Annotated in this window: 17 protein-coding genes; 10 read left to right on the top strand and 7 right to left on the bottom strand. The window is 73.4% G+C overall.

Annotation, left to right across the window (positions count from 1 at the left end; translation table 11 throughout):
* The first annotated feature begins 9 nt into the window (after window positions 1-9).
* The gene (locus ACWGO8_RS17765) at window positions 10-882 is read left to right on the top strand and encodes a DUF3097 domain-containing protein (protein WP_452044290.1); all 873 of its coding nucleotides are present in this window, start codon (window positions 10-12) and stop codon (window positions 880-882) included.
* A gap of 227 nt (window positions 883-1109) precedes the next feature.
* Window positions 1110-2204, top strand: coding sequence for a VIT1/CCC1 transporter family protein (locus tag ACWGO8_RS17760; protein WP_452044289.1), 1095 nt, complete (start codon window positions 1110-1112; stop codon window positions 2202-2204).
* 33 nt (window positions 2205-2237) lie between these two features.
* Here ACWGO8_RS17760 and ACWGO8_RS17755 read toward each other — a convergent pair whose 3' ends face one another.
* Complete coding sequence (locus tag ACWGO8_RS17755; protein ID WP_376954718.1) at window positions 2238-2714, bottom strand: Lrp/AsnC family transcriptional regulator; 477 nt, start codon at window positions 2712-2714, stop codon at window positions 2238-2240.
* Window positions 2715-2824: 110 nt separating this feature from the next.
* Here ACWGO8_RS17755 and ACWGO8_RS17750 point away from each other — a divergent pair, with 110 nt between their 5' ends.
* Complete coding sequence (locus ACWGO8_RS17750; protein WP_452044288.1) at window positions 2825-4051, top strand: trans-sulfuration enzyme family protein; 1227 nt, start codon at window positions 2825-2827, stop codon at window positions 4049-4051.
* Window positions 4052-4073: 22 nt separating this feature from the next.
* Here the strand turns inward: ACWGO8_RS17750 and ACWGO8_RS17745 are convergent, their stop codons facing one another.
* On the bottom strand, window positions 4074-5501 hold the full coding sequence (locus ACWGO8_RS17745; protein ID WP_452044287.1) for a DHA2 family efflux MFS transporter permease subunit: 1428 nt from the start codon (window positions 5499-5501) through the stop codon (window positions 4074-4076).
* 90 nt (window positions 5502-5591) lie between these two features.
* Window positions 5592-7397: a DEAD/DEAH box helicase gene (locus ACWGO8_RS17740; protein WP_452044286.1), complete on the bottom strand. Its 1806-nt coding sequence runs from the start codon at window positions 7395-7397 to the stop codon at window positions 5592-5594.
* Window positions 7398-7505: 108 nt separating this feature from the next.
* On the opposite strand from ACWGO8_RS17740, the gene ACWGO8_RS17735 reads away from it, so the two are divergent.
* Window positions 7506-8291 carry an SGNH/GDSL hydrolase family protein gene (locus ACWGO8_RS17735; protein ID WP_452044285.1) on the top strand — a complete coding sequence of 262 codons (786 nt, stop codon included), beginning with the start codon at window positions 7506-7508 and terminating at the stop codon, window positions 8289-8291.
* Between the two features lie 6 nt (window positions 8292-8297).
* On the opposite strand, the gene ACWGO8_RS17730 is transcribed toward ACWGO8_RS17735, so the two are convergent.
* Entirely contained in the window at window positions 8298-9587 is a 1290-nt protein-coding gene (locus ACWGO8_RS17730) for a D-alanyl-D-alanine carboxypeptidase family protein (RefSeq protein ID WP_452044284.1), read from the bottom strand.
* A 104-nt stretch (window positions 9588-9691) separates the two neighbouring features.
* Between ACWGO8_RS17730 and ACWGO8_RS17725 the strand changes: the two genes are divergently transcribed.
* Window positions 9692-12286, top strand: a complete 2595-nt coding sequence (locus ACWGO8_RS17725; RefSeq protein WP_452044583.1) for an ATP-binding protein — start codon at window positions 9692-9694, stop codon at window positions 12284-12286.
* Window positions 12287-12428: 142 nt separating this feature from the next.
* A complete protein-coding gene (locus ACWGO8_RS17720) occupies window positions 12429-12680 on the top strand; it encodes a DUF4242 domain-containing protein (protein WP_452044283.1) in 252 nt (83 codons plus the stop codon).
* 121 nt (window positions 12681-12801) lie between these two features.
* Here ACWGO8_RS17720 and ACWGO8_RS17715 read toward each other — a convergent pair whose 3' ends face one another.
* Window positions 12802-13605 (bottom strand): TrmH family RNA methyltransferase, encoded by an 804-nt coding sequence (locus ACWGO8_RS17715; RefSeq protein WP_452044282.1) that lies wholly within the window; start codon window positions 13603-13605, stop codon window positions 12802-12804.
* A 112-nt stretch (window positions 13606-13717) separates the two neighbouring features.
* Here ACWGO8_RS17715 and ACWGO8_RS17710 point away from each other — a divergent pair, with 112 nt between their 5' ends.
* Together ACWGO8_RS17710 and ACWGO8_RS17705 are read left to right on the top strand one after the other, a co-directional pair.
* Window positions 13718-14539 carry an NAD-dependent protein deacetylase gene (locus ACWGO8_RS17710; RefSeq protein WP_452044582.1) on the top strand — a complete coding sequence of 274 codons (822 nt, stop codon included), beginning with the start codon at window positions 13718-13720 and terminating at the stop codon, window positions 14537-14539.
* A gap of 89 nt (window positions 14540-14628) precedes the next feature.
* The gene (locus tag ACWGO8_RS17705; RefSeq protein ID WP_452044281.1) at window positions 14629-15237 is read left to right on the top strand and encodes a histidine phosphatase family protein; all 609 of its coding nucleotides are present in this window, start codon (window positions 14629-14631) and stop codon (window positions 15235-15237) included.
* A gap of 39 nt (window positions 15238-15276) precedes the next feature.
* Here the strand turns inward: ACWGO8_RS17705 and ACWGO8_RS17700 are convergent, their stop codons facing one another.
* Window positions 15277-16377, bottom strand: coding sequence for a glycosyltransferase family 4 protein (locus ACWGO8_RS17700; RefSeq protein ID WP_452044280.1), 1101 nt, complete (start codon window positions 16375-16377; stop codon window positions 15277-15279).
* Window positions 16374-17267 (bottom strand): alpha/beta fold hydrolase, encoded by an 894-nt coding sequence (locus ACWGO8_RS17695; protein ID WP_452044279.1) that lies wholly within the window; start codon window positions 17265-17267, stop codon window positions 16374-16376. Before ACWGO8_RS17695 ends, ACWGO8_RS17700 begins: the two co-directional genes overlap by 4 nt.
* A gap of 111 nt (window positions 17268-17378) precedes the next feature.
* On the opposite strand from ACWGO8_RS17695, the gene ACWGO8_RS17690 reads away from it, so the two are divergent.
* Window positions 17379-18185, top strand: a complete 807-nt coding sequence (locus ACWGO8_RS17690; protein ID WP_452044278.1) for an exonuclease domain-containing protein — start codon at window positions 17379-17381, stop codon at window positions 18183-18185.
* A gap of 193 nt (window positions 18186-18378) precedes the next feature.
* Window positions 18379-18849 (top strand): hypothetical protein, encoded by a 471-nt coding sequence (locus ACWGO8_RS17685; protein ID WP_452044277.1) that lies wholly within the window; start codon window positions 18379-18381, stop codon window positions 18847-18849.
* Window positions 18850-19019 lie beyond the last annotated feature (170 nt).

Here is a 19019-nt window from a genome sequence, read left to right as displayed (position 1 = left end):
CCTCGACCGGTGCCGAACCCGACCCACGACCCGAACGGACCCGATCGCTACGGTACCGACGTGCTCGCGGGCGACTGGCGCGCTCGCGGTCGCCGCACGATCCCGACAGTCGAGGCCGAGCGCGACCTCGTGGTCGAGCTCGCCGCCGACGGGTTCTGCGGGGCGGTCGTCGCGGTCGACACGCGACACGTGACCCTCGAGGACCGGTTCGGCGCGAAGCGCGTGTTCCCGCTCGGGCACGGCTTCCTCGTCGACGGCGAGGCCGTGCAGCTCGTGTTCCCGACGCCGAAGGCGCCGACCGGGAGGCTCCGCACCGCGTCGGGCTCGTTCGCCGTCGAGCGGGCGCCCGCCCGCGTCGCCCTGCCGAGCCGCATCTTCGTCGAGGGCCGCCACGACGCCGAGCTCGTCGAGAAGGTCTGGGGCGCGGACCTGCGCATCGAAGGCGTCGTGGTCGAGTACCTCGAGGGCGTGGACGTGCTCGCCGCCCAGCTCGACGAGTTCCGTCCGGGTCCCGGCCGCCGTGCCGGCATCCTCGTCGACCACCTGGTGCCGGGATCGAAGGAGCAGCGCATCGCCGACGCGGTGGCGCGCGGCCCGCATGGCCGGCACGTGCTCGTGGTGGGGCATCCGTTCATCGACGTCTGGCAGGCTGTGAAGCCCGCTCGCCTCGGCCGCGACGCGTGGCCGGTCATCCCGCGCGGCACCGAGTGGAAGCACGGCGTGTGCGAGGCGTTCGGCTGGCCGCATGCCGAGCAGGCCGACATCGCGCGGGCCTGGCAGCACATCCTCGGTCGCGTGCGCGGCTACGGCGACCTCGAGCCCGCACTCCTGGGTCGTGTCGAGGAGCTCATCGACTTCGTGACGGCCCCCGCGGAGGGCTGAGCCGGCGCACGTCGGGCGCCCCGCTCGCGGCGGCCAGCGAGCCGTCGGGCGGCCGCGCAACCCTTCGGCCCCCCGAAACCCGTTCGGGGCTCCGAAATGCTGCCAATCCGGGCTGTTCGGCCGGTTCGCGCCCGGCGCGCCGATATCGTGGCTGAGGCCGCGCGAGCGGCGAGGACGTGACGGAGCGGGAGCGACGGACGTCGGCTCCCCGATGGGATGTGGAGCACATGACGGACGAACGGCCGGGAACGGCGGCGGACCGGGCACGCTGGCGGCGCTACCTCGCGGACGAGCGGGCTGAGGCGGCCGTCTACCGCGAGCTCGCCGCACGACGCGACGGCGAGGAGCGGGAGATCCTCCTGGCGCTGGCGGCCGCCGAGGGTCGGCACGAGGCGCACTGGCTCCGGCTGCTCGACGGCGACGACTCCGGCGTGCCGCGCGCCGATCTGCGCACCCGGATGCTCGGCGGGCTCGCCCGCCGGTTCGGCTCGATCTTCGTGCTCGCGCTCGCCCAGCGCGCCGAGGCCCGCTCCCCCTATGCCACCGACCCCGACGCGACCGCCGCCATGGCCGCCGACGAGCGCATCCACGGCGAGGTCGTGCGCGGGCTCGCCGCGCGTGGTCGACGCCGACTCGCCGGCACGTTCCGCGCGGCGGTGTTCGGGGCGAACGACGGCCTCGTCTCGAACCTCGCGCTCGTGCTCGGCATCGGCGCGACGGGCGTTCCGGCGTCCGTGGTGCTGTTCACCGGCATCGCGGGACTGCTCGCGGGCGCACTCTCGATGGGTGCCGGCGAGTACGTGTCGGTGCGGTCGCAGCGCGAGCTGCTCGAGGCATCCGCCCCCGACCCGACCGCGCGCGAGGCGCTCGTCGACCTCGACCTCGACGCCAACGAGCTCGCCCTCGTCTACCGCGCCCGCGGCATGGAGGAGGACGACGCCCGCGACCACGCGGCGCTCGTCATGGCCCGCGTGCGGGCGGCCGAGCAGCTCGCGGCACCGACCGATGCGCTCGCCGTCGCGGCGGCGCACGACGACGAAGCCGTCGGCACGGGCATGGCGGCCGCGATCTCGAGCTTCCTCTTCTTCGCGTCCGGCGCCTTGATCCCCGTGCTGCCCTGGATCCTCGGCCTCAGCGGCACGGCCGCGATCATCATGGCGACCGTGCTCGTGAGCATCGCGCTCCTCGCCACCGGCGCGACCGTCGGCCTGCTGTCGGGCGCGTCGCCGATGAGGCGCGCGTTCCGCCAGCTCGCGATCGGCCTCGGCGCGGCCGCGGTCACGTACGTGCTGGGCCTGGCGTTCGGCGCGACGATCGGCTGACGCCCGGACTGACGCGGCGACCAGACGGACGGCCTAGCCGACGAGGCGGTTCCAGCCGTCGCCGTCGACGTGCTCGAAGATGAGATTCGTCTCGGTATGCGCCACGGCCGGATGCCCCGTGAGGTGCGCGAGCACGAACTCGCGGAGCTCCTCGGCGTCGCGTGCGGCCACGTGCAGCAGGTAGTCCTCGGCGCCCGCCATGTGGAATACGCCGAGCACGCCCGGCAGGTGCGGCACCTGGGCGCGGAACGCGTCGATCTCGCTGCGGTCGTGCTTCACGAGGCGTATCGCGATCAGCGCCTGCAGCGACACCCCGAGCGAGGCCAGGTCGACATCGACGTGGTAGCCGCGGACCGTCCCGAGGCTCTGCAGTCGGCGGAGCCGGAGCGATACGGTGGACTCGGCGACGCCGACCTCGGCGGCGAGGGCGGCGCCCGAGGCCCTCGCATTCGCCGAGAGCGCGCGCAGCAGCGCACGGTCGACGCGGTCGAGTTCGGGTTTCTGCGCCATGGGTTCGGCTCCTCTCGGAGTGTCGTGAAGATTCTTCGGCACTGAGAGTCTATCGCGATGATCATGCATCCGTGTTTGCGAATTGTCACAGATCCTGCTTCATTCGAGGCATGCAGACATCGTCGTCGCAGTTCGAGACCCGCGCCGTGCACGGCGGCATGGACGGGGTTCGGGCGAGCGGTTCACACGTCCCAGTCATCGACTTCTCCACCACGAATCCGCTCGGCTCGGTCGAGAGCGGCGGCCTCTCCTACGAGGAGCTCGCCACCGGCCACGACCTCGGCGACGGCCGCTCAGCCGTCTACCAGCGCCTCTGGCAGCCCGGCGTCGCGCGCTTCGAGGAGTCCCTCGCGGGCCTCGAGGGCACCGAGGGCGCGGTCGCGTTCGCGAGCGGCATGGCGGCGCTCGCGGCGACGCTCATCGCGGCGGCATCCGCCGGCAGGCCGCATGTCGTCGCCGTGCGCCCGCTCTACGGTGGCACCGACCACGTGCTCGAGAGCGGCCTGCTCGGCACCCGGGTCACCTGGACCGACGCCGACGGCATCGCCGCCGCGATCGAGGCCGACACCGGGCTCGTGATCGTCGAGACGCCCGCGAACCCGACGCTCGAGCTGCTCGACCTGCGCCGCGTGACGGATGCCGCGGGCGACGTGCCCGTGCTCGTCGACAACACGTTCGCGACCCCCGTGCTGCAGCGTCCGGCCGAGCACGGCGCCACGCTCGTGCTGCACAGCGCCACGAAGTACCTCGGCGGACACGGCGACGTCATGGGCGGCGTCGTCGCGGCCGACCGTGAGTGGGTCGAGCGACTCCGCCGCGTGCGCGCGCTCACCGGGGGCCTCCTGCACCCGATGGCGGCGTACCTGCTGCACCGCGGCCTCCGTACGCTGCCCGTGCGCGTCCGCGCCCAGCAGGAGACGGCGCGGGTGCTCGCCGAGCGCCTCATCGCCCACCCGGCCGTGGCGCGCGTGCGCTACCCCGGGCTGCCCGGGCAGGACCCGCAGGGACTCGTCGGCACGCAGCTCGCGGGTCCGGGGTCGATCATCGCGATCGAGCTCGCCGGCGGCTACGACGCCGCGGCGCGCTTCACGGAGTCGTGCGAGCTCGCCACGCACGCGGTCTCGCTCGGCGGCGTGGACACGCTCGTGCAGCACCCGGCGTCGTTGACGCACCGGCCCGTCGCGGGCCACGCGAAGCCGAACGCGGCCGTCGTGCGCCTCTCGATCGGCCTCGAGCACGTCGACGACCTCACGGCCGACCTCATGGCAGCGCTCGACGCCGCGGCGGAGCACGGCGGGCTCGCGGTCGCCGAGCACGCCGACGTGTCGCTCGCCTGAACGCCGACGCCGCGCGCCGCGATCAGTCCGCGGCGTGCGGCGGCACGTGCGTCGAACCGGTCGACCGCGCATCGGCGCCCGGTGGCGTCGCACCCGTGGCATCGGGTGACGGCGCGGGGTTCCGGATGCCGAGCCACGACACGATGCCGCCGAGGACGAGGAACACCGCCGTGGCGACGGCGGCGCGGCGGTAGCCGACGACGTCGAGCTGCGTGCCCACGATCACCCCGATGCTCGCGATGGCGACGAGTCCGGCGATGCGGGCCACGGCGTTGTTGACCGCGGAGCCGATGCCCGCGCGGGCGGGGTCGACCGCGCCGAGGATCGCGGCGGTGAGCGGCGCCACCGTGATGGCCATGCCGAGCCCCATGAGCAGGATGCCGGGCAGCAGGTGCAGCCAGTAGTTCAGCTCCTCCTGCACCATGACGGTGAGCAGGTAGCCGACGCCGACGACGAGCGGCCCGACCGTCATGAAGATGCGCGGGCCGTAGCGCGTCGACAGCGTGCCGAAGCGGGAGCCGAACAGCACGAGCATGATCGTGGGCGGCAGGGTCGCGAGCCCGGCCATGGTGGCCGAGAACCCGGCGAACTGCTGCAGGAAGATCGTCAGCGCGAAGGGGCCGAGCGAGAACGCGGCGTAGATGAAGAGGGTGGCGACGTTGCCCCATGCGAAGTTGCGCGCCCGGAACAGCGAGAGCGGCAGCATCGGATGCCGCGACCGGCGCTCCCACAGCACGAACGCCACGAGCGCGACGAGGCCGACGACGAGCGGGACCCAGACCACGGGCGAACCCCACCCGAACCGGCCCTGCTCGATGAGGGCGAACACCGTGCCGCCGAGGCCCACGATGCCGAGCGCGGCGCCGACCCAGTCGATCGGCTCGCGGTCGGGGTTCGGCTCGTCGCGACCCAGCGCTCGCATCATCACGAGCACGACGGCGATCGGCACGATGTTGATCCAGAACACGAGCCGCCACGACACGAGGTCGACGAGGAGACCGCCGAAGAGCGGTCCGATCAGGAACGCACTCGTCGTCCACGCGGTCCACTGCCCGATCGCGCGGCCCTGCTCGGACTTCGAGAAGGTCGCGATGATGATCGCGAGCGAGCTCGGCACGAGCAGCGCGCCTGCCGCGCCCTGGAGCGCACGTCCGATGATGAAGACGATGCCGGTCGGCGCGATCGCACAGATCACCGAGGTGACGGCGAAGCCGTAGAGCCCGATGCGGATGATTCGCAGCCGGCCGAAGGAGTCGGACAGCGACCCCGCGAGCAGGATGAACGCGCCGAGCGTGAGCAGGTACGCGTCGACCGCCCACTGCTGGAGCGCGAGGCCGCCGCCGAGCTCGGCCGCGAGCGACGGCAGGGCGACGTTGATGACCGCGCCGTCGAGGAAGGCGATGAACGAGACGACGATGGCGACGATGAGCACGCGGGTGCGGCGGTCCACCCGCCCATGGTGGCACAGCCCGCGGACGTCCGCCGACCCCGCGAGCTACGCGCGCTCAGGCCGTCGCCGAGCCGCCTCGGACCGCTGCGCTCAGCGCCCGCCGAGCCGCTTGCGCAGCAGCTCGATGCGCGCCTGCAGCTGGGTCACCGTCGCGTGCGCGACGTCGGGCCCGCCGCACGCGCGGCGCAGCTCGCCGTGCACGAGCGAGTGCGCCGTGCCCGTCTGCCGCGCGTAGAGGCCGACGAGCGAGTTGAGCAGCGACCGCTGCTCCTTGAGCGTGCGGTACAGGGCCACGGGCTCGGGGTCGGCGGATGCCTCGGACTCGGCGACGTGACGGCGTCGATCCCCCGCGCGGCGCGCCTGCCTGGCCTGCCGATGCCGAAGCAGCTCGGCCACCTGCTCGGGCTCCAGGAGTCCGGGGATGCCGATGAAGTCGAACTCCTCGTCGCTGCCGGGCTCGGCGAGGGTGCCGAACTCGGTGCCGTCGAAGACGACGCGATCGAACGCGGCATCCGACGCGATCGCCTGCCAGGTGCCGAGCCCGAGCTCCTCCGAGGCACGGTCCTCGCGGTTCGCCGACTCGAGCAGGCTGTCGTCGAGGCCGTCGTCGTCGCCATCGCCGTCGCGGCGGTCGAGCGCATGGTCGCGCTCGAGCTCGAGCAGGGCCGCGAGCTCCATGAGCACGGGCACGTTCGGCAGGAACACGGACGCGGTCTCGCCGCGGCGGCGGGCGCGCACGAAGCGGCCGATCGCCTGCGCGAAGAACAGCGGCGTCGAGGCGCTCGTCGCGTAGACCCCGACGGCGAGGCGCGGCACGTCGACGCCCTCGGAGACCATGCGCACCGCGACCATCCACCGCCGCGCGTTGCCCGAGAACTCCTCGATGCGCGCGCTCGCCTCCTTCTCGTCGGAGAGCACGACCGTGACGGGCTCGCCGCAGATGCCCTCGAGGATCTGCGCGTAGGCCCGCGCGACGGTCTGGTCGGTCGCGATGACGAGCCCGCCCGCGTCGGGGATCGACTGGCGGACCTCGGTGAGGCGGCGGTCGGCCGACGCGAGCACGGCCGGGATCCACTCCCCCGTCGGCTCGAGCGCGGTGCGCCACGCCGACGAGGTGATGTCCTTCGTGTTGTCCTCGCCGAGCCGCGCCTCCATCTCGTCGCCGGCCTTCGTGCGCCAGCGCATGTGGCCGGCGTAGACCATGAAGATGACGGGCCGCACGACGCCGTCGGCCAGCGCTCGACCGTAGCCGTAGTCGTAGTCGGTCTGCGAGAGCCGGATGCCCTTGGCGTCGGGCTCGTACCGAACGAATGGGATGGGCGCCGTGTCGGACCGGAACGGCGTGCCCGTCAGCGACAGCCGCTTCGTCGCGGGCTCGAACGCCTCGCGGATCGCGTCGCCCCACGAGAGCGCGTCGCCGCCGTGGTGCACCTCGTCGAGGATCACGAGGGTGCGCCCCGAGATCGTGAGCTCGCGGTGCAGCGCCGGGCGCATCGCGACCTGGGCGTAGGTGACCGCGACGCCGTGGAAGTGGCGTGCGGTCTGGCCGTGGGCGTTGCGGAACCCGGGGTCGAGTCGGATGCCGGCGCGCGCCGCGGCATCCGCCCACTGCCGCTTCAGGTGGTCGGTCGGCGCCACCACCGTGATGCGGTCGATGACGCGGCGGTGCCGCAGCTCGGCCGCGAGGCGCAGGGCGAAGGTCGTCTTGCCGGCGCCCGGCGTCGCGGCCGCGAGGAAGTCGCGCGGCAGCTCGGCGAGGTACTGCTCGAGGGCTTCGGCCTGCCACGCGCGCAGCTTGCTCGCGGTGCCCCAGGCGGCGCGCTCGGGGAAGGACGGGGAGAGGTGCTCGGCGGCCGAGGTGCCCGGCAGGTTGCCGGAGGGGGTCGCTGTGCTCACTGGATCCGAGCGTAGCGGAGGGCCCCGACATCCCCCGAACCGGCCCCCTCGACCGACCAGCCGGGCACCGTGACCGATCGCGTCGGACGCCGTTGGCACAATGGAGGCATGGTCAAGCAGCAGCATCCGTGGTCCCGCTACGTCGCGCTCGGCGACTCCTTCACGGAGGGCATCGGCGACCCCGAGCCCACGGTGCCGGGCGGGAACCGCGGCTGGGCCGACCGCGTCGCCGAGGTGCTCTCGCAGGGCACCGAGGACTTCGCGTACGCGAACCTCGCCGTGCGGGGCAGGCTCATCCAGCAGATCGTCGACGAGCAGCTCGAGCCCGCGCTGGCGCTGCGGCCCGACCTCGTCACGATCTCCGCGGGCGGCAACGACGTCATCCGGCCCGGCACCGACCCCGACGAGATCGCCGCGCGGTTCGAGTACGCGATCGAGCGGCTCTCCCGCGACCACGCGACCATCGTGCTGTTCACCGGCGTCGACGTGGGCTTCTCCCCCGTCTTCCGCGGCATCCGCGGCAAGGTCGCGATCTACAACGAGAACCTGCGCTCGATCGCCGCGAAGCACGACTGCATCGTCGCCGACCAGTGGGCGCTCGCCGAGATCCAGGACCAGCGCATGTGGGCGCCCGACCGCCTACACCTCAACTCGCTCGGCCACCACACAGTCGCGCGCATGGTGCTCGCGTCGCTCAACGTCGAGAACGACCTCGAGCCCATGAAGCCCGAGCCGCTGCCGCAGGGCACATGGCGCCAGGCCCGCGTCGAAGACCTCGCGTGGGCGCGCGAGTACCTCGTGCCGTGGGTGCTCCGCCGCGTGCGGCACCAGTCCTCCGGCGACTTCGTCTCCGCCAAGCGGCCGGATGCCGGGCCGTACACGCTGCCCGACTGAGACGCGTCAGCCGGCCGTCGTCGGCGTCGCCGGCTCGAGTCCGCCCGGGTGCGTGAGCCGCCACCAGGCGCCGGGGTCGGTGATGGACGCGTCGAGCACGAGCGGCACCGTGATCTCCTGCGTGCCGGCGTGCACGACGGCCGTGCCCACCTCGTCGCCACGGCCGGCGAGCGTCACCGGGTCGGCGTCCACCTCCACGTCGACGGGCGTGTCGTTCCACACGATGACGGATGCCCCGCTCGTCGTGCGCGCGCGGGCGGTGTCGCCCCACGGCGTGTCGTAGGTCGCGAGCGCCTCGCCGGCCTCGAGCGGCGCCACCTCGTGGAAGCCGGGCGCGATGGAGTCGAGGAGCGCGGCGATCGCGTCGTTCAGCACGGCGTGCGTCTCGCCGCCGAGCAGCACGCCCACGACCGTGATGGAGGACGCGCCCACGGCGAAGTCCGCCGAGAACAGCAGGTTGGCCGCGTCATCCGTCGTGCCCGTCTTGATGCCGTCGACGCCGTGCGTGCCGAGGAGCTTGTTGCCGTTCTTCAGCGTGCCGAGCTCGGGGATGTCGACGGACTGCGTCGCGACGATCTCGGCGAGCACCGGGTTCTCGAGCGCGAGCTCGCCGAGCTGCACCAGGTCGGCCGCGGTGCTCACGTTGTCGAGCGACAGGCCGCTGGAGTCGGCGATGCGCGTGTTCGCGAGCCCGTGCGCGTCGAGCCAGGTGCGTGCCCGCTCGACGAACGCGTCGACCGAGCCGAAGGCCCAGTTCGCGATCGAGATCGCGTAGTTGTTGCCCGACGGCAGCAGCATCGCCTCGAGGCTCTCGCGCAGGGTCAGCGTCGCGCCCGCCTGCACCGGCGCGACGGAGCCGTTCTGGGCGATCATGTCCCAGTAGATGTCGACGTCGGCGTCGGTGTACGTGATCTCGGGGCCGCCCTCGCCGGCCGCGATCGGATGCTCCTCGAGCACGACGAGCGCCGTGATCACCTTCGTGATGCTCGCCGTCGCCATCGGCGCCTGCTCGTTGCCCGCCGCGAGCAGCCCGTCGTAGCCGACCGCCGCGACCGCGTACGTGCCGAACCCGGGCAGCACGAGCGCCTGCGGGGCGGCCGCGACCGGCTCGGGATCGGTGACCGCGGGCTGGGCCGCCGGGACGGGTGCCCCGAGCGCGCCGGCGGTGTACACCCCTCCGGTCGTGAGCAGCGCGACCACGAGCGCGAGCACGCCGAACACGACGATGCGACGCCGGCGGTAGACCGCGGCGCTCGGGCGACGTGCATCGACGTCATTCAGGGCAGGGGAAGGCACGCATCGAGCTTAACCGGGGAGGCTGGTGATCCCCGGAATGGCGCGGGTGTCCCTCGGTCGGGGGCCGCCGTGCCACGCGCGGGGGGTCTAGCCTCGACGGCGTGATGCTGCTGGAGCGGGAGGCGCAGCTCGCGGCGCTGCGCGACTACGCCGAAGAGTCGGCCGCCGGGCGCGGGCGCATGGTGCTCGTCTCCGGCGAGGCGGGCGTCGGCAAGTCGTCGCTCGTCGAGGCGTTCGAGGACCGATCGGATGCCGCGCGCTGGGCGTGGGGCGCGTGCGACGGACTCTCGACCCCGCGTCCGCTCGGGCCGCTGCTCGACCTCGCGGGCGACCTCGACGACGACCTGGAGCGCCTCAGCCGCTCGGGAGCCCCCAGAGAGGTGCTCTTCGACGCCGTGCTCGAGCGCCTTCCCCGCCGCGGCACGGAGGATCCGCCGGTCGTGCTCGTCGTGGAGGACGTGCACTGGGCCGACGAGGCGACGCTCGACCTGCTCCGCTTCCTCGGGCGCCGGCTGCGCGACCGGCGGGCGATGGTCATCGCCACCTATCGCGACGACGCGCTCGCGCCCGACCACGAGCTGCGGTCCGCCATCGGCGAGCTCACGGCCCAGCGCAGCACCCGGCGGATCGGCCTGCTGCCGCTCTCGCTCCCCGGCCTCACCGCGCTCGCCGCGGGCACGGGCGTGGACCCCGACGAGCTCCTCGAGCTCACGGGCGGCAACCCGTACTTCGCCACCGAGGTGCTGCACACGCCCGCCGAGGTCCTCCAGCCGTCGGTCCGCGACGTGGTGCTCGCGCGCGCGGCCACGCTCCACGAGCGGGCGCGCGACGTCCTCGACACCGCGGCCCTGCTCGGCCGGCGGGTGAGCCCGACGCTCCTCGCCGAGGTCACGGCGGCCGGTCCCACGGACATCGACGAGATGCTCGTCTGCGGCATCGTGCGCTCCGACGGCGAGTGGTTCGCGTTCCGGCACGCGCTCGCTCGCCTCGCCGTCGACGACGCGATCCCGCCGCACCGCCGCGTGGCCCTGCACCGGCGCATCCTCGACGTGCTCGTCGACGACGGCGTCACGGATGCCGCCCGCCTCGCGTTCCACGCCGACGGCGCCGGCGACGCCGCGGCGGCGCGGGGGTTCGCCGTGCGGGCGGCGCGTGAAGCCGCCGGGCTCGGCTCCCACCGCGAGGCGGTCGCCCAGTACGAACGTGCCGTCGCCCACGCCGACCGATCCTCGCGTCGCGAGCTGGCCGACCTCCTGCACGCGCTCGGCACCGAGGCCGCGCTCGTCGACCTCGGCGAGCGGGCGCTCGAGGCGATCTCCCAGGCCATCGAGCTCCGCCACGAGCTCGGCGACGTGCTCGGCGAGGGGGCGGCGCTCTCCGAGCTCGGCGGGATCCTCCAGCGGGTGGCGCGCGGCGACGAGGGCACCGCCGCGCTCGAACGCGCGGTCACGCTGCTCGAGCCGCTCGGCGAGTCCGACGAGCTCGCCAGGGCGCTCTGCAACCTCGCAGGCAATCGCATGATGGACAACCTCGACGAGGACGCGGTCGCCCTCGCCGACCGCGCGATCGACCTCGCCGAGCGTCGCGACCTCCCCGACGTGCTGAGCGACGCCCTGAACAGCCGCGGATGCTCGGTGAACGCCCTCGGCCTGCCGGGCATCCTCGAGATCGAGCGCGCCGTGCGGGTGGCCCTCGACCACGGCCTCGGCCCGCAGGCCGGACGCGCGTTCTCCAACCTGCACGAGCTGCTGCTCGACGACCTCCGCTTCGACGACGCCGACCGGGTGTTCCTCGAGGGCAGCGAGTACTGCGACCGCCTCGACCTGGCGTTCTGGGGCTGGTGCCTCCGGCGCGAGCGCTGCGACGCCCTCGAGCTCACCGGGCGCTGGCCAGAGGCGTTCGAGCTCTGCGACGAGGTGCTCGGCTCGCAGTTGTCGGTGTGGAACCGCATCCAGGCGCTCGAGACGTGGGTCCTCCTGCGCGCCCGACGCGGCGACGCGAACGTGTGGCCCGCGCTCGACGGCGTGCGCGACGACGTCCGGGGCATCGGCGAGCCGCAGTACCTCGTGCCGAACGCCGTGGTGCGGGCGGAGGTGCATTGGCTGGACGGCGACGAGGCGAGCGCCCGCGCGGAGCTCCAGGCGGTGCTCCAGTACGAGCACCGCCTCTCGCCGGGCGACGCCGGTCCCCTCGCGGTCTGGGCGCGACGGCTCCTCGGCACCGAGCTCTCGCTGCTCGCTCCCCTGCGGCCGCCCTTCCATGCCGAGGTCGACGGACGCCTGCACGACGCGGTGGCCGCCTGGGACGCGCTCGGATGCCCCTACGAGGCGGCGCTCGTGCTCGCGTGGTCCGACGACGAGGCCGACCTCCGCGACGCCGTGGCGCGCCTCGACCGCCTGGGCGCCGTGGCGGCGATCACCGCCGTGCGCCGGCGCATGCGGGCGCTCGGGATCCGTTCGATCCCGGTCGGCTCCCGCACGGCGACGCGGGCCAACGCAGCCGGACTCACCCGTCGCGAGCAGGAGGTCCTCGAGCTCCTCGCGGAGTCGCTGAGCAACGAGGAGATCGCCGACCGGCTCGTGCTGTCGGTGCGCACCGTCGAGCACCACGTCTCCTCGGTGCTCGCGAAGCTCGCGGTGGCCTCGCGGCAGGAGGCCGTCGAGGCCGCTCGCGCGACGGGGCTCGTCGAGAGCGCCTGACGCGGCGTCATCGATCGCACGCCACCCGCTCAACCTGGGTGGCCGAGCGCGCAAACCTGGGTGGCGGACGCGGATCCCGCGCTCGCGCGTCCCCGGTGGACTGGGTTCCGGCACCACGACCACCACTCGAAGGAGAACCAGAATGCCGCTCTACATGGATGTCCACGCCCTGTCCGAGTCCGTCGCGATGGACGACGTCGCCCAGGCGCACGCCGCCGACCTGCGCGCCCAGGCGCCCCACGACGTGCAGTTCCTCCGCTACTGGGTCGCCGAGTCGGAGGGGCGGATCTTCTGCCTCGTCGACGCGCCCAGCGCGGAGGCCGTCAACGTCGTGCACGAGCAGGCGCACGGGCTCGTCGCCGACGAGGTCTACTCGGTGAAGGAGGGCGTATAGCCCCCACGCGTTCCATCCGGGACTACGCGGGGTCGGTGCGGCAGCAGCCGAGCCGGCCCCGTTCCGTGTCACGGCGAACGCCGTCGGCGACGACGACCGCCGCGACGACGGCGACGCGACCTCAGTCGACCGCGAGCGCGTAGAGCACGACGGCAGCGGCCGCCGCGACGTTCAGCGAGTCCACGCCGTGCGCCATGGGGATCGTCACGACGCGGTCGGCCGCCTCGAGCGCGCGGGCGCTCAGCCCGTCGCCCTCCGCGCCGAACACGAGCGCGAGCCGCTCGGGCGGATCCGCCGCGAGGTCGCGGAGGGACACGGCGTCGTCGGCCAGGGCGAGCGCGGCGGTCGAGAACCCGTGGGCGCGGAGCATCCGTGCCGCCTCGGGCCACTCGGGCAGCCGGGTCCACGGCACCTGGAACACGGTGCCCATGCTCACGCGCACGCTTCGCCGGTAGAGGGGGTCGGCGCACCGGGGCGTGACGAGCACCGCGTCGGCGCCGAGCGCGGCGACCGACCGGAAGATCGCGCCGACGTTGGTGTGGTCGACGATGTCCTCGAGCACCACGACGCGCCGCGCGTCGGCGAGCAGCTGGCCCGGCTCGGGCAGCCTGGGACGCTCGAACGCGGCCAGGGCGCCGCGGTGCACGCGGTACCCGGTGATCGCCTCGAGCTGCTCGGGCTCGGCCAGGTGCACGGGGATGTCGAACGGCTCGAGCACCACCTCGAGCCCCGGCAGCCACTTCTCCTCCATGAGCACCGATCGCGGACGGTGCCCGGCGCCGATGGCGCGGCGGATGACCTTCGCGGACTCGGCGATGTACAGGCCGTTGGCGGGCTCGTGGGCGCTGCGCAGCGCCACGTCGGTCAGCCCGGCGTAGTCGGCGACGGCGTCGGATGCCGCGTCGCGGACGCGTTCGATGTGCATGGTCCTCCTCCCCTCCAGCCTGCCAGCGCCGGAAACAATCCCGAAAACCGACGCGTCTAGAATCGGACCACCGTCGAAGGGAGACACGGTGGCGCCTGGCCTCGAAGCCCCGATGCTGGCCGACGAGCTGCTCGATGCGGCCGTCGGCCTGATGCGCGGCGCGCGGGTCGCGGTGCTCACGGGTGCGGGCGTGTCCACGGACTCCGGCATCCCCGACTACCGCGGCGAGGGCGCCCCCGTGCGCACGCCCATGACGTTCCAGGCGTTCCTCTCCTCCGAGGCCGCGCGCAAGCGCTACTGGGCGGGCAGCCACCTCGGCTGGCGCAACTTCGGCGCCGCGCAACCCAACGTCGGCCACGTCGCGCTCGCCGACCTCGAGGCCGGCGGCGTCGTGCCCGGCATCGTCACGCAGAACGTCGACGGCCTGCACCGCCGCGCCGGCAGCCGGCACGTCGTCGAGCTGCACGGCGGCATGGACCGCGTGCTCTGCCTCACGTGCGGGCAGCATTACGCCCGCCAGGCCATCGCCGACCGGCTCGCCGAGCTGAACCCGGCGATCGACCTCGACGTCGCGATCCGCATGGCGCCCGACGGCGACGTGGAGGTCGACGACGTCGACGCGATGGTCATCCCGGCGTGCACGGTCTGCGGCGGCATCCTGAAGCCCGACGTCGTGTTCTTCGGCGAGTTCGTGCCGGCCGATGTCTACCAGGCGGCCGCATCGCTCGTGCAGGCGGCCGACACGCTGCTCGTGGCCGGGTCGTCGCTCGTCGTGAACTCGGGCGTCCGGCTCCTCGAGCTCGCCCGCCGCCGCCGGATGCCGATCATCGTCGTGAACCGCGGCATCACGAAGGGCGACAGCCGCGCCGCCGTCAAGATCGACGCCGGCACAAGCGAGACTCTCGTCGCGATGGCCGAGGCGCTGCTCGGCTGATTCCGCCTACACGGGCCGCGCATCGAGCGACGGATGCCGCGGCACCAGACGCGGCGCGACCGCGCCCGCCGATCTGCCAGAGTGGTCCGATGACCGAAGCCACCGCCCTGCCGGCGACGCCCGTGCTCATCGCCCTCGTCCGACACGGCGAGACGGAGTGGAACCGCACGGGTCGCATCCAGGGCCGCACCGACATCCCGTTGAACGAGGCCGGTCGGGCGCAGGGCCTCGCGACCGCCGAGCGACTCGCGGCGGAGCGATGGGACGCGGTGTACTCGAGCGGGCTGTCGCGCGCGTCGGAGACCGCCGAGCTCATCGCCGAGCGGCTCGGGCTGCCACGCCCCGAGATCGTCGACGCGCTCGCCGAGCGCAGCTACGGGGTGCTCGAGGGCCTCGACCACCACGGTCGCGCAGCCGTCGAGGCGCAGGCGGCGACGATCGACGGCCTCGAGACCCGCTCGGCCGTCGTCGTGCGGGCCTCGGCGGCGCTCATGGACATCGCCGCGGCGCACCCCGGCGCCGCGGTCGTGGTCGTGACCCACGGCGGTGTCATCCACTCCCTCATCCAGCACCTGAGCGACTGGCGCCTGCCCGGGACGGGCTACGTCATCGGGAACGGGTCGGTGCACCTCGTGACCGTCACCGACGGCCGGCTCGAACTCGTGGCACCCGAGACGCTCACGGGCACGGACGGCTGATCCGCCGGCGGGCGGCAGCGCCGCGGCGAGAACATCGCGTCAGCGACGACGCCCGGCGCGACGACGCCGCGTGCCCGGCGCCACCGTGCGGCGCATGAGCTCGAGCAGCTGCTCGGCCGACTTCGCCCAGGTGAAGCGGGCGGCGACGTCGACCGATGCTGCGGAGCGCCGCTCCCACTCCCCAGGCCGTTCGAGCGACCACAGCGCGGCGACGAGCGCCTCGGGGTTCTCGGAGTCGAAGTAGAGGGCGGCGTCGCCGCCGATCTCCCGGAAGATCGGGATGTCGCTCACCACGACGGGAGTGCCCAGTCGCATCGCCTCGACGAGCGGGATGCCGAAGCCCTCGGCGCGGGACGCGTGCACGAGCGCTGTCGCACCCGACAGCAGCTCCGCGTACTCGGCATCCGTGACGCCGTCGTGGAAGACGAGGCGGGCCTGCGGCGCGAGCCGGGTGAGCCGCTCGCGCTCGGCGCGGCCGATGCGGCTGGCGAGGTGGAGCTCGTGGTCGGGCAGCGCTGCGACCGCGCGCACGAGCGTGTCGACGTTCTTGTACGGCATGTAGGAGCCCATGTACACGAGCCGGTGACCCTCGGGACGGACGCGCGGCAGCGCGGGCGTTCCGAGGTCGTCTGCGGCGTTCGACACCACCGTGACGGGCCGGTCGGTGAGATGGTGCTCCCGGATGAGGCCGGCGGTGGTCTGCGACACGGTGACGACCGCGTCGCCTCGGTTCAGCAGCATCCGCTGGGGCCACCAGGCGAGGTGGTACAGCCGCCACAGGATTCGCACGAACCACGGGAGGTCGCGCGGCGGCGTGCGGTTCTCGTAGTAGATGAGGTCGTGCAGGGTCAGCAGCAGCTTGTAGTCGCGGCCCCACGAGCCCATGGTCTGCATCGGAGTGAAGACGATGTCGGGCCGCAGCTGCTTGACCTGCCGCGCCACGAACGGCTCGCGCGGGCTCGTGGGCGAGCTCACGAGCTGCCACGGCAGCGCCGGCAGCATGTCGAGCTGCCGGTGGTCGCTGACGAGCATGGTGAGCGGATGCCGCTTCGCGAGCTCCGTGACGATGCCCGCCGTGAAGCGGCTGATGCCGTCGTGGTGCCCGATGCGCACGTACCGGCAGTCGACGACGATCCTCACGCGTGCGCTCCCGAGCGGAGGAACCGCAGGATGCGCGCCGCGGCGTCGCCCGGCGTCTCGTAGTGGATGAGGTGCCCGACCTCGGGGATGACCTCGAGCGTCGCGTCGGGGAACAGGGTCACGAGTCGGTGCTGCGCCTCGAGCGGCGTGACGTCGTCGCGCTCGGCGGCGACGAGCAGGGTCGGCACGTCGATGTCGTGCGCGTACTCGCTCACGTCGTGGCTGACCGACGCGCGGAACGCCTCGAGCACGGCGTCGCGGTCGCCGAACGCCGAGAAGTAGCGGTCGTGCTGGTCGTGGATCCAGCGGCGGAGCGACTTGGACCGCGTCTTGGCCATGGTGACGCTCATCACCCGCACGATGGCGCCGTTGCGCAGCAGCGCGAAGCCGGCCTTCTCCGGCAGCGCGGCAGCGGCGCGGTAGTAGCCGACGGCGAGGCGGGTCATGACCCCGCGGGGGCCCTCGAGCGCGGGCGCGCCGATCGGGTTGACCAGCACGAGCCGCTCGGGCCGCAGCCCGCGGGCGACCGCGGCGGACGAGACGATCGACCCGAAGGAGTGGCCGAGCAGCGCGTAGGGACCCGTGATGCCCGCGGCGTCGATGAACGCCGCGAGCCAGTCGGCGTACGCGTCGATGTCGTGCGGGCGATCGGCGAAGGTCGCGGACGCGCCGAACCCGGGCAGGTCGGGCGAGATGAACCGGAACCCCGGCAGCTGCGCGACCACGGGCTCGAGGCCGTGGTGGTCGCCGCGGAAGCCGTGCACGAGCACGAGCACCGGGGCATCCGCCGGGCCGTACTCCCACCACGCGGTCTCGGTGCCGTCGACGTCGACGCGGTGCTCGCTGACGGGGATGCGAGCGAGCTGCTCGTCGTACGGGGAGGCGATCATCCCGCACATTCTACGGCGCGAGGGCTGGGCGAACGCCCGGCCTCCACAGCGCTCGCGACACACGCGGCGCGTTCCCCCGGGTCTGTGGGTGGGCGCCCATAGCCTTCCACCATGGATGCCTCGAGCAGCGCCCGCTGGGCCGACACCCTCGCCGTCTTCGACCTCGAGACCACGGGCATCGACGTCGACACGTGCCGCATCGTGACGGCCCACGTGGGCGTCATCGGACCCGACGGCGGGGTGCTCGAGCAGGAGGAGTGGCTCGTCGATCCCGGGGTCGAGATCCCCACCGCCGCATCGCTCATCCACGGCATCACGACCGAGCGCGCCCGCCTCGAGGGCCAGTCGCCGGTCACCGCCGTCGCCGAGATCATCGCAGCGTTGACGGATGCCGCGAGCCGCGGCCTGCCGATCGTCGCCTACAACGCCGCCTACGACCTCACCGTGCTCGAGCGCGAGGCAGAGCGCTACGGGCACGCGCCGCTGCCCGGACCGGGTCCCGTCGTCGACCCCCTCGTGATCGACAAGGCCGTCGACCGCTACCGCCGTGGCAAGCGCACGCTCACGGCCGCCGCCGCGCACTACGGCGTGCCCCTGCTCGACGCGCACGATGCGGGCGCCGACGCGGTCGCCGCCGGCCGGGTCGCGCAGGCGATCGCCCGCGCCTTCCCCGAGCTCGCCGCCCTCGCCGTCGGCGACCTGCACGACCGGCAGGTCGACTGGTGCCGCGAGCAGGCCGAGAGCTACCAGGCCTATCGCCGGGCGAACGGCGAGCCGGCGTTCACGACGTCAGGGTCGTGGCCCGTGCGGCGCGCGGCGACGGTGCTCCTCGTCGCGCCGGTCGCGACCCTGGCGCCCGAGGCTCCGACCATCGTCGAGGCACCACTGCCCCCGGGTTCCGACGACATGCTCTTCTGACGCGTGTTCTCGAGTGTTCTCGAGTCTCGGAACACTCGTCTCGGGACGAATGCAGGAAGAACCAGCCGGGGCGCGGCGTGTTCCCGACGCGATCGCGGCGTGTCGGCCCATTCTTCCTGCGTTCGCTGCACCACACGGCGTGGTGCGTCCGCAAGGCGGTTGCCGCCGGGCCCTGAGGTCGTAGGCTCCGGGCATGACCGATTCCGAGCCGATCCTGCGGCACGTCTGGCTCCTCGACGGGCGCTCGCTGTGCGATCTGAGCAGTCGCCCCGCGGAGCTCCGTCCGCCGACGCCCGAGGAGTTCGACGCCGAGAGCGCCACGACCGAGGCGGCTCCGGCGTGCACCGCGTGCCTGCTCCTTGCAGCGAACGTGCGTCGGGATGCCGCGGCGATCCTGCGCGACGCCCGCGGGGTCTGGCCGCAGACCGCGGCGGCCACGTGGGGGTCGCTCACCGCGACGCGCTGGACGCAGCGCCTCGACGTCGAGGCGATCGCGCGATCGGAGCCGGCGGACGCGCTCCCCGACTTCGACACCCTGGTGCTCGCCCTCGATCCGGCCGAGCTGGATCGGATCCGTGCCGAATGGGCCGCCGACCGGCAGCGTCGGCGCGACGCGCTGATCGCCTACTGGGTGCCGTCGCAGGACTCCGAGGACGGGACCTGATCCCGTCGGCCCTCCGCACGTGATCTGCGCCGGGCATGCGGAAGGGCGGGCGGCCCGGGTCGCCCCCCCCGGCCGGGGGCCCGGTTTGATTGCCGAGGTGTTTGTAGGCGGGGGGGTGTTAAGAAAGCCGGCCGGCCCGGGCCAGAATGCGGGGGGATTTTAAAAAAAAC

The sequence above is a fragment of the Agromyces sp. NPDC055661 genome (assembly GCF_053618135.1).
The sequence above is the reverse complement of the archived record's forward strand: the minus strand, read 5'-3'. Positions and strand labels throughout refer to the sequence as shown.

Bases quoted from the DNA above. Each gene is read 5' to 3' on its own strand.
- ACWGO8_RS17760 (WP_452044289.1), top strand. From the start codon at position 1,110: ATGACGGACGAACGGCCGGGAACGGCGGCGGACCGGGCACGCTGGCGG.
- ACWGO8_RS17755 (WP_376954718.1), bottom strand. From the start codon at position 2,714: ATGGCGCAGAAACCCGAACTCGACCGCGTCGACCGTGCGCTGCTGCGC.
- ACWGO8_RS17750 (WP_452044288.1), top strand. From the start codon at position 2,825: ATGCAGACATCGTCGTCGCAGTTCGAGACCCGCGCCGTGCACGGCGGC.
- ACWGO8_RS17735 (WP_452044285.1), top strand. From the start codon at position 7,506: ATGGTCAAGCAGCAGCATCCGTGGTCCCGCTACGTCGCGCTCGGCGAC.
- ACWGO8_RS17725 (WP_452044583.1), top strand. From the start codon at position 9,692: ATGCTGCTGGAGCGGGAGGCGCAGCTCGCGGCGCTGCGCGACTACGCC.
- ACWGO8_RS17720 (WP_452044283.1), top strand. From the start codon at position 12,429: ATGCCGCTCTACATGGATGTCCACGCCCTGTCCGAGTCCGTCGCGATG.
- ACWGO8_RS17715 (WP_452044282.1), bottom strand. From the start codon at position 13,605: ATGCACATCGAACGCGTCCGCGACGCGGCATCCGACGCCGTCGCCGAC.
- ACWGO8_RS17710 (WP_452044582.1), top strand. From the start codon at position 13,718: ATGCTGGCCGACGAGCTGCTCGATGCGGCCGTCGGCCTGATGCGCGGC.
- ACWGO8_RS17705 (WP_452044281.1), top strand. From the start codon at position 14,629: ATGACCGAAGCCACCGCCCTGCCGGCGACGCCCGTGCTCATCGCCCTC.
- ACWGO8_RS17695 (WP_452044279.1), bottom strand. From the start codon at position 17,267: ATGATCGCCTCCCCGTACGACGAGCAGCTCGCTCGCATCCCCGTCAGC.
- ACWGO8_RS17690 (WP_452044278.1), top strand. From the start codon at position 17,379: ATGGATGCCTCGAGCAGCGCCCGCTGGGCCGACACCCTCGCCGTCTTC.
- ACWGO8_RS17685 (WP_452044277.1), top strand. From the start codon at position 18,379: ATGACCGATTCCGAGCCGATCCTGCGGCACGTCTGGCTCCTCGACGGG.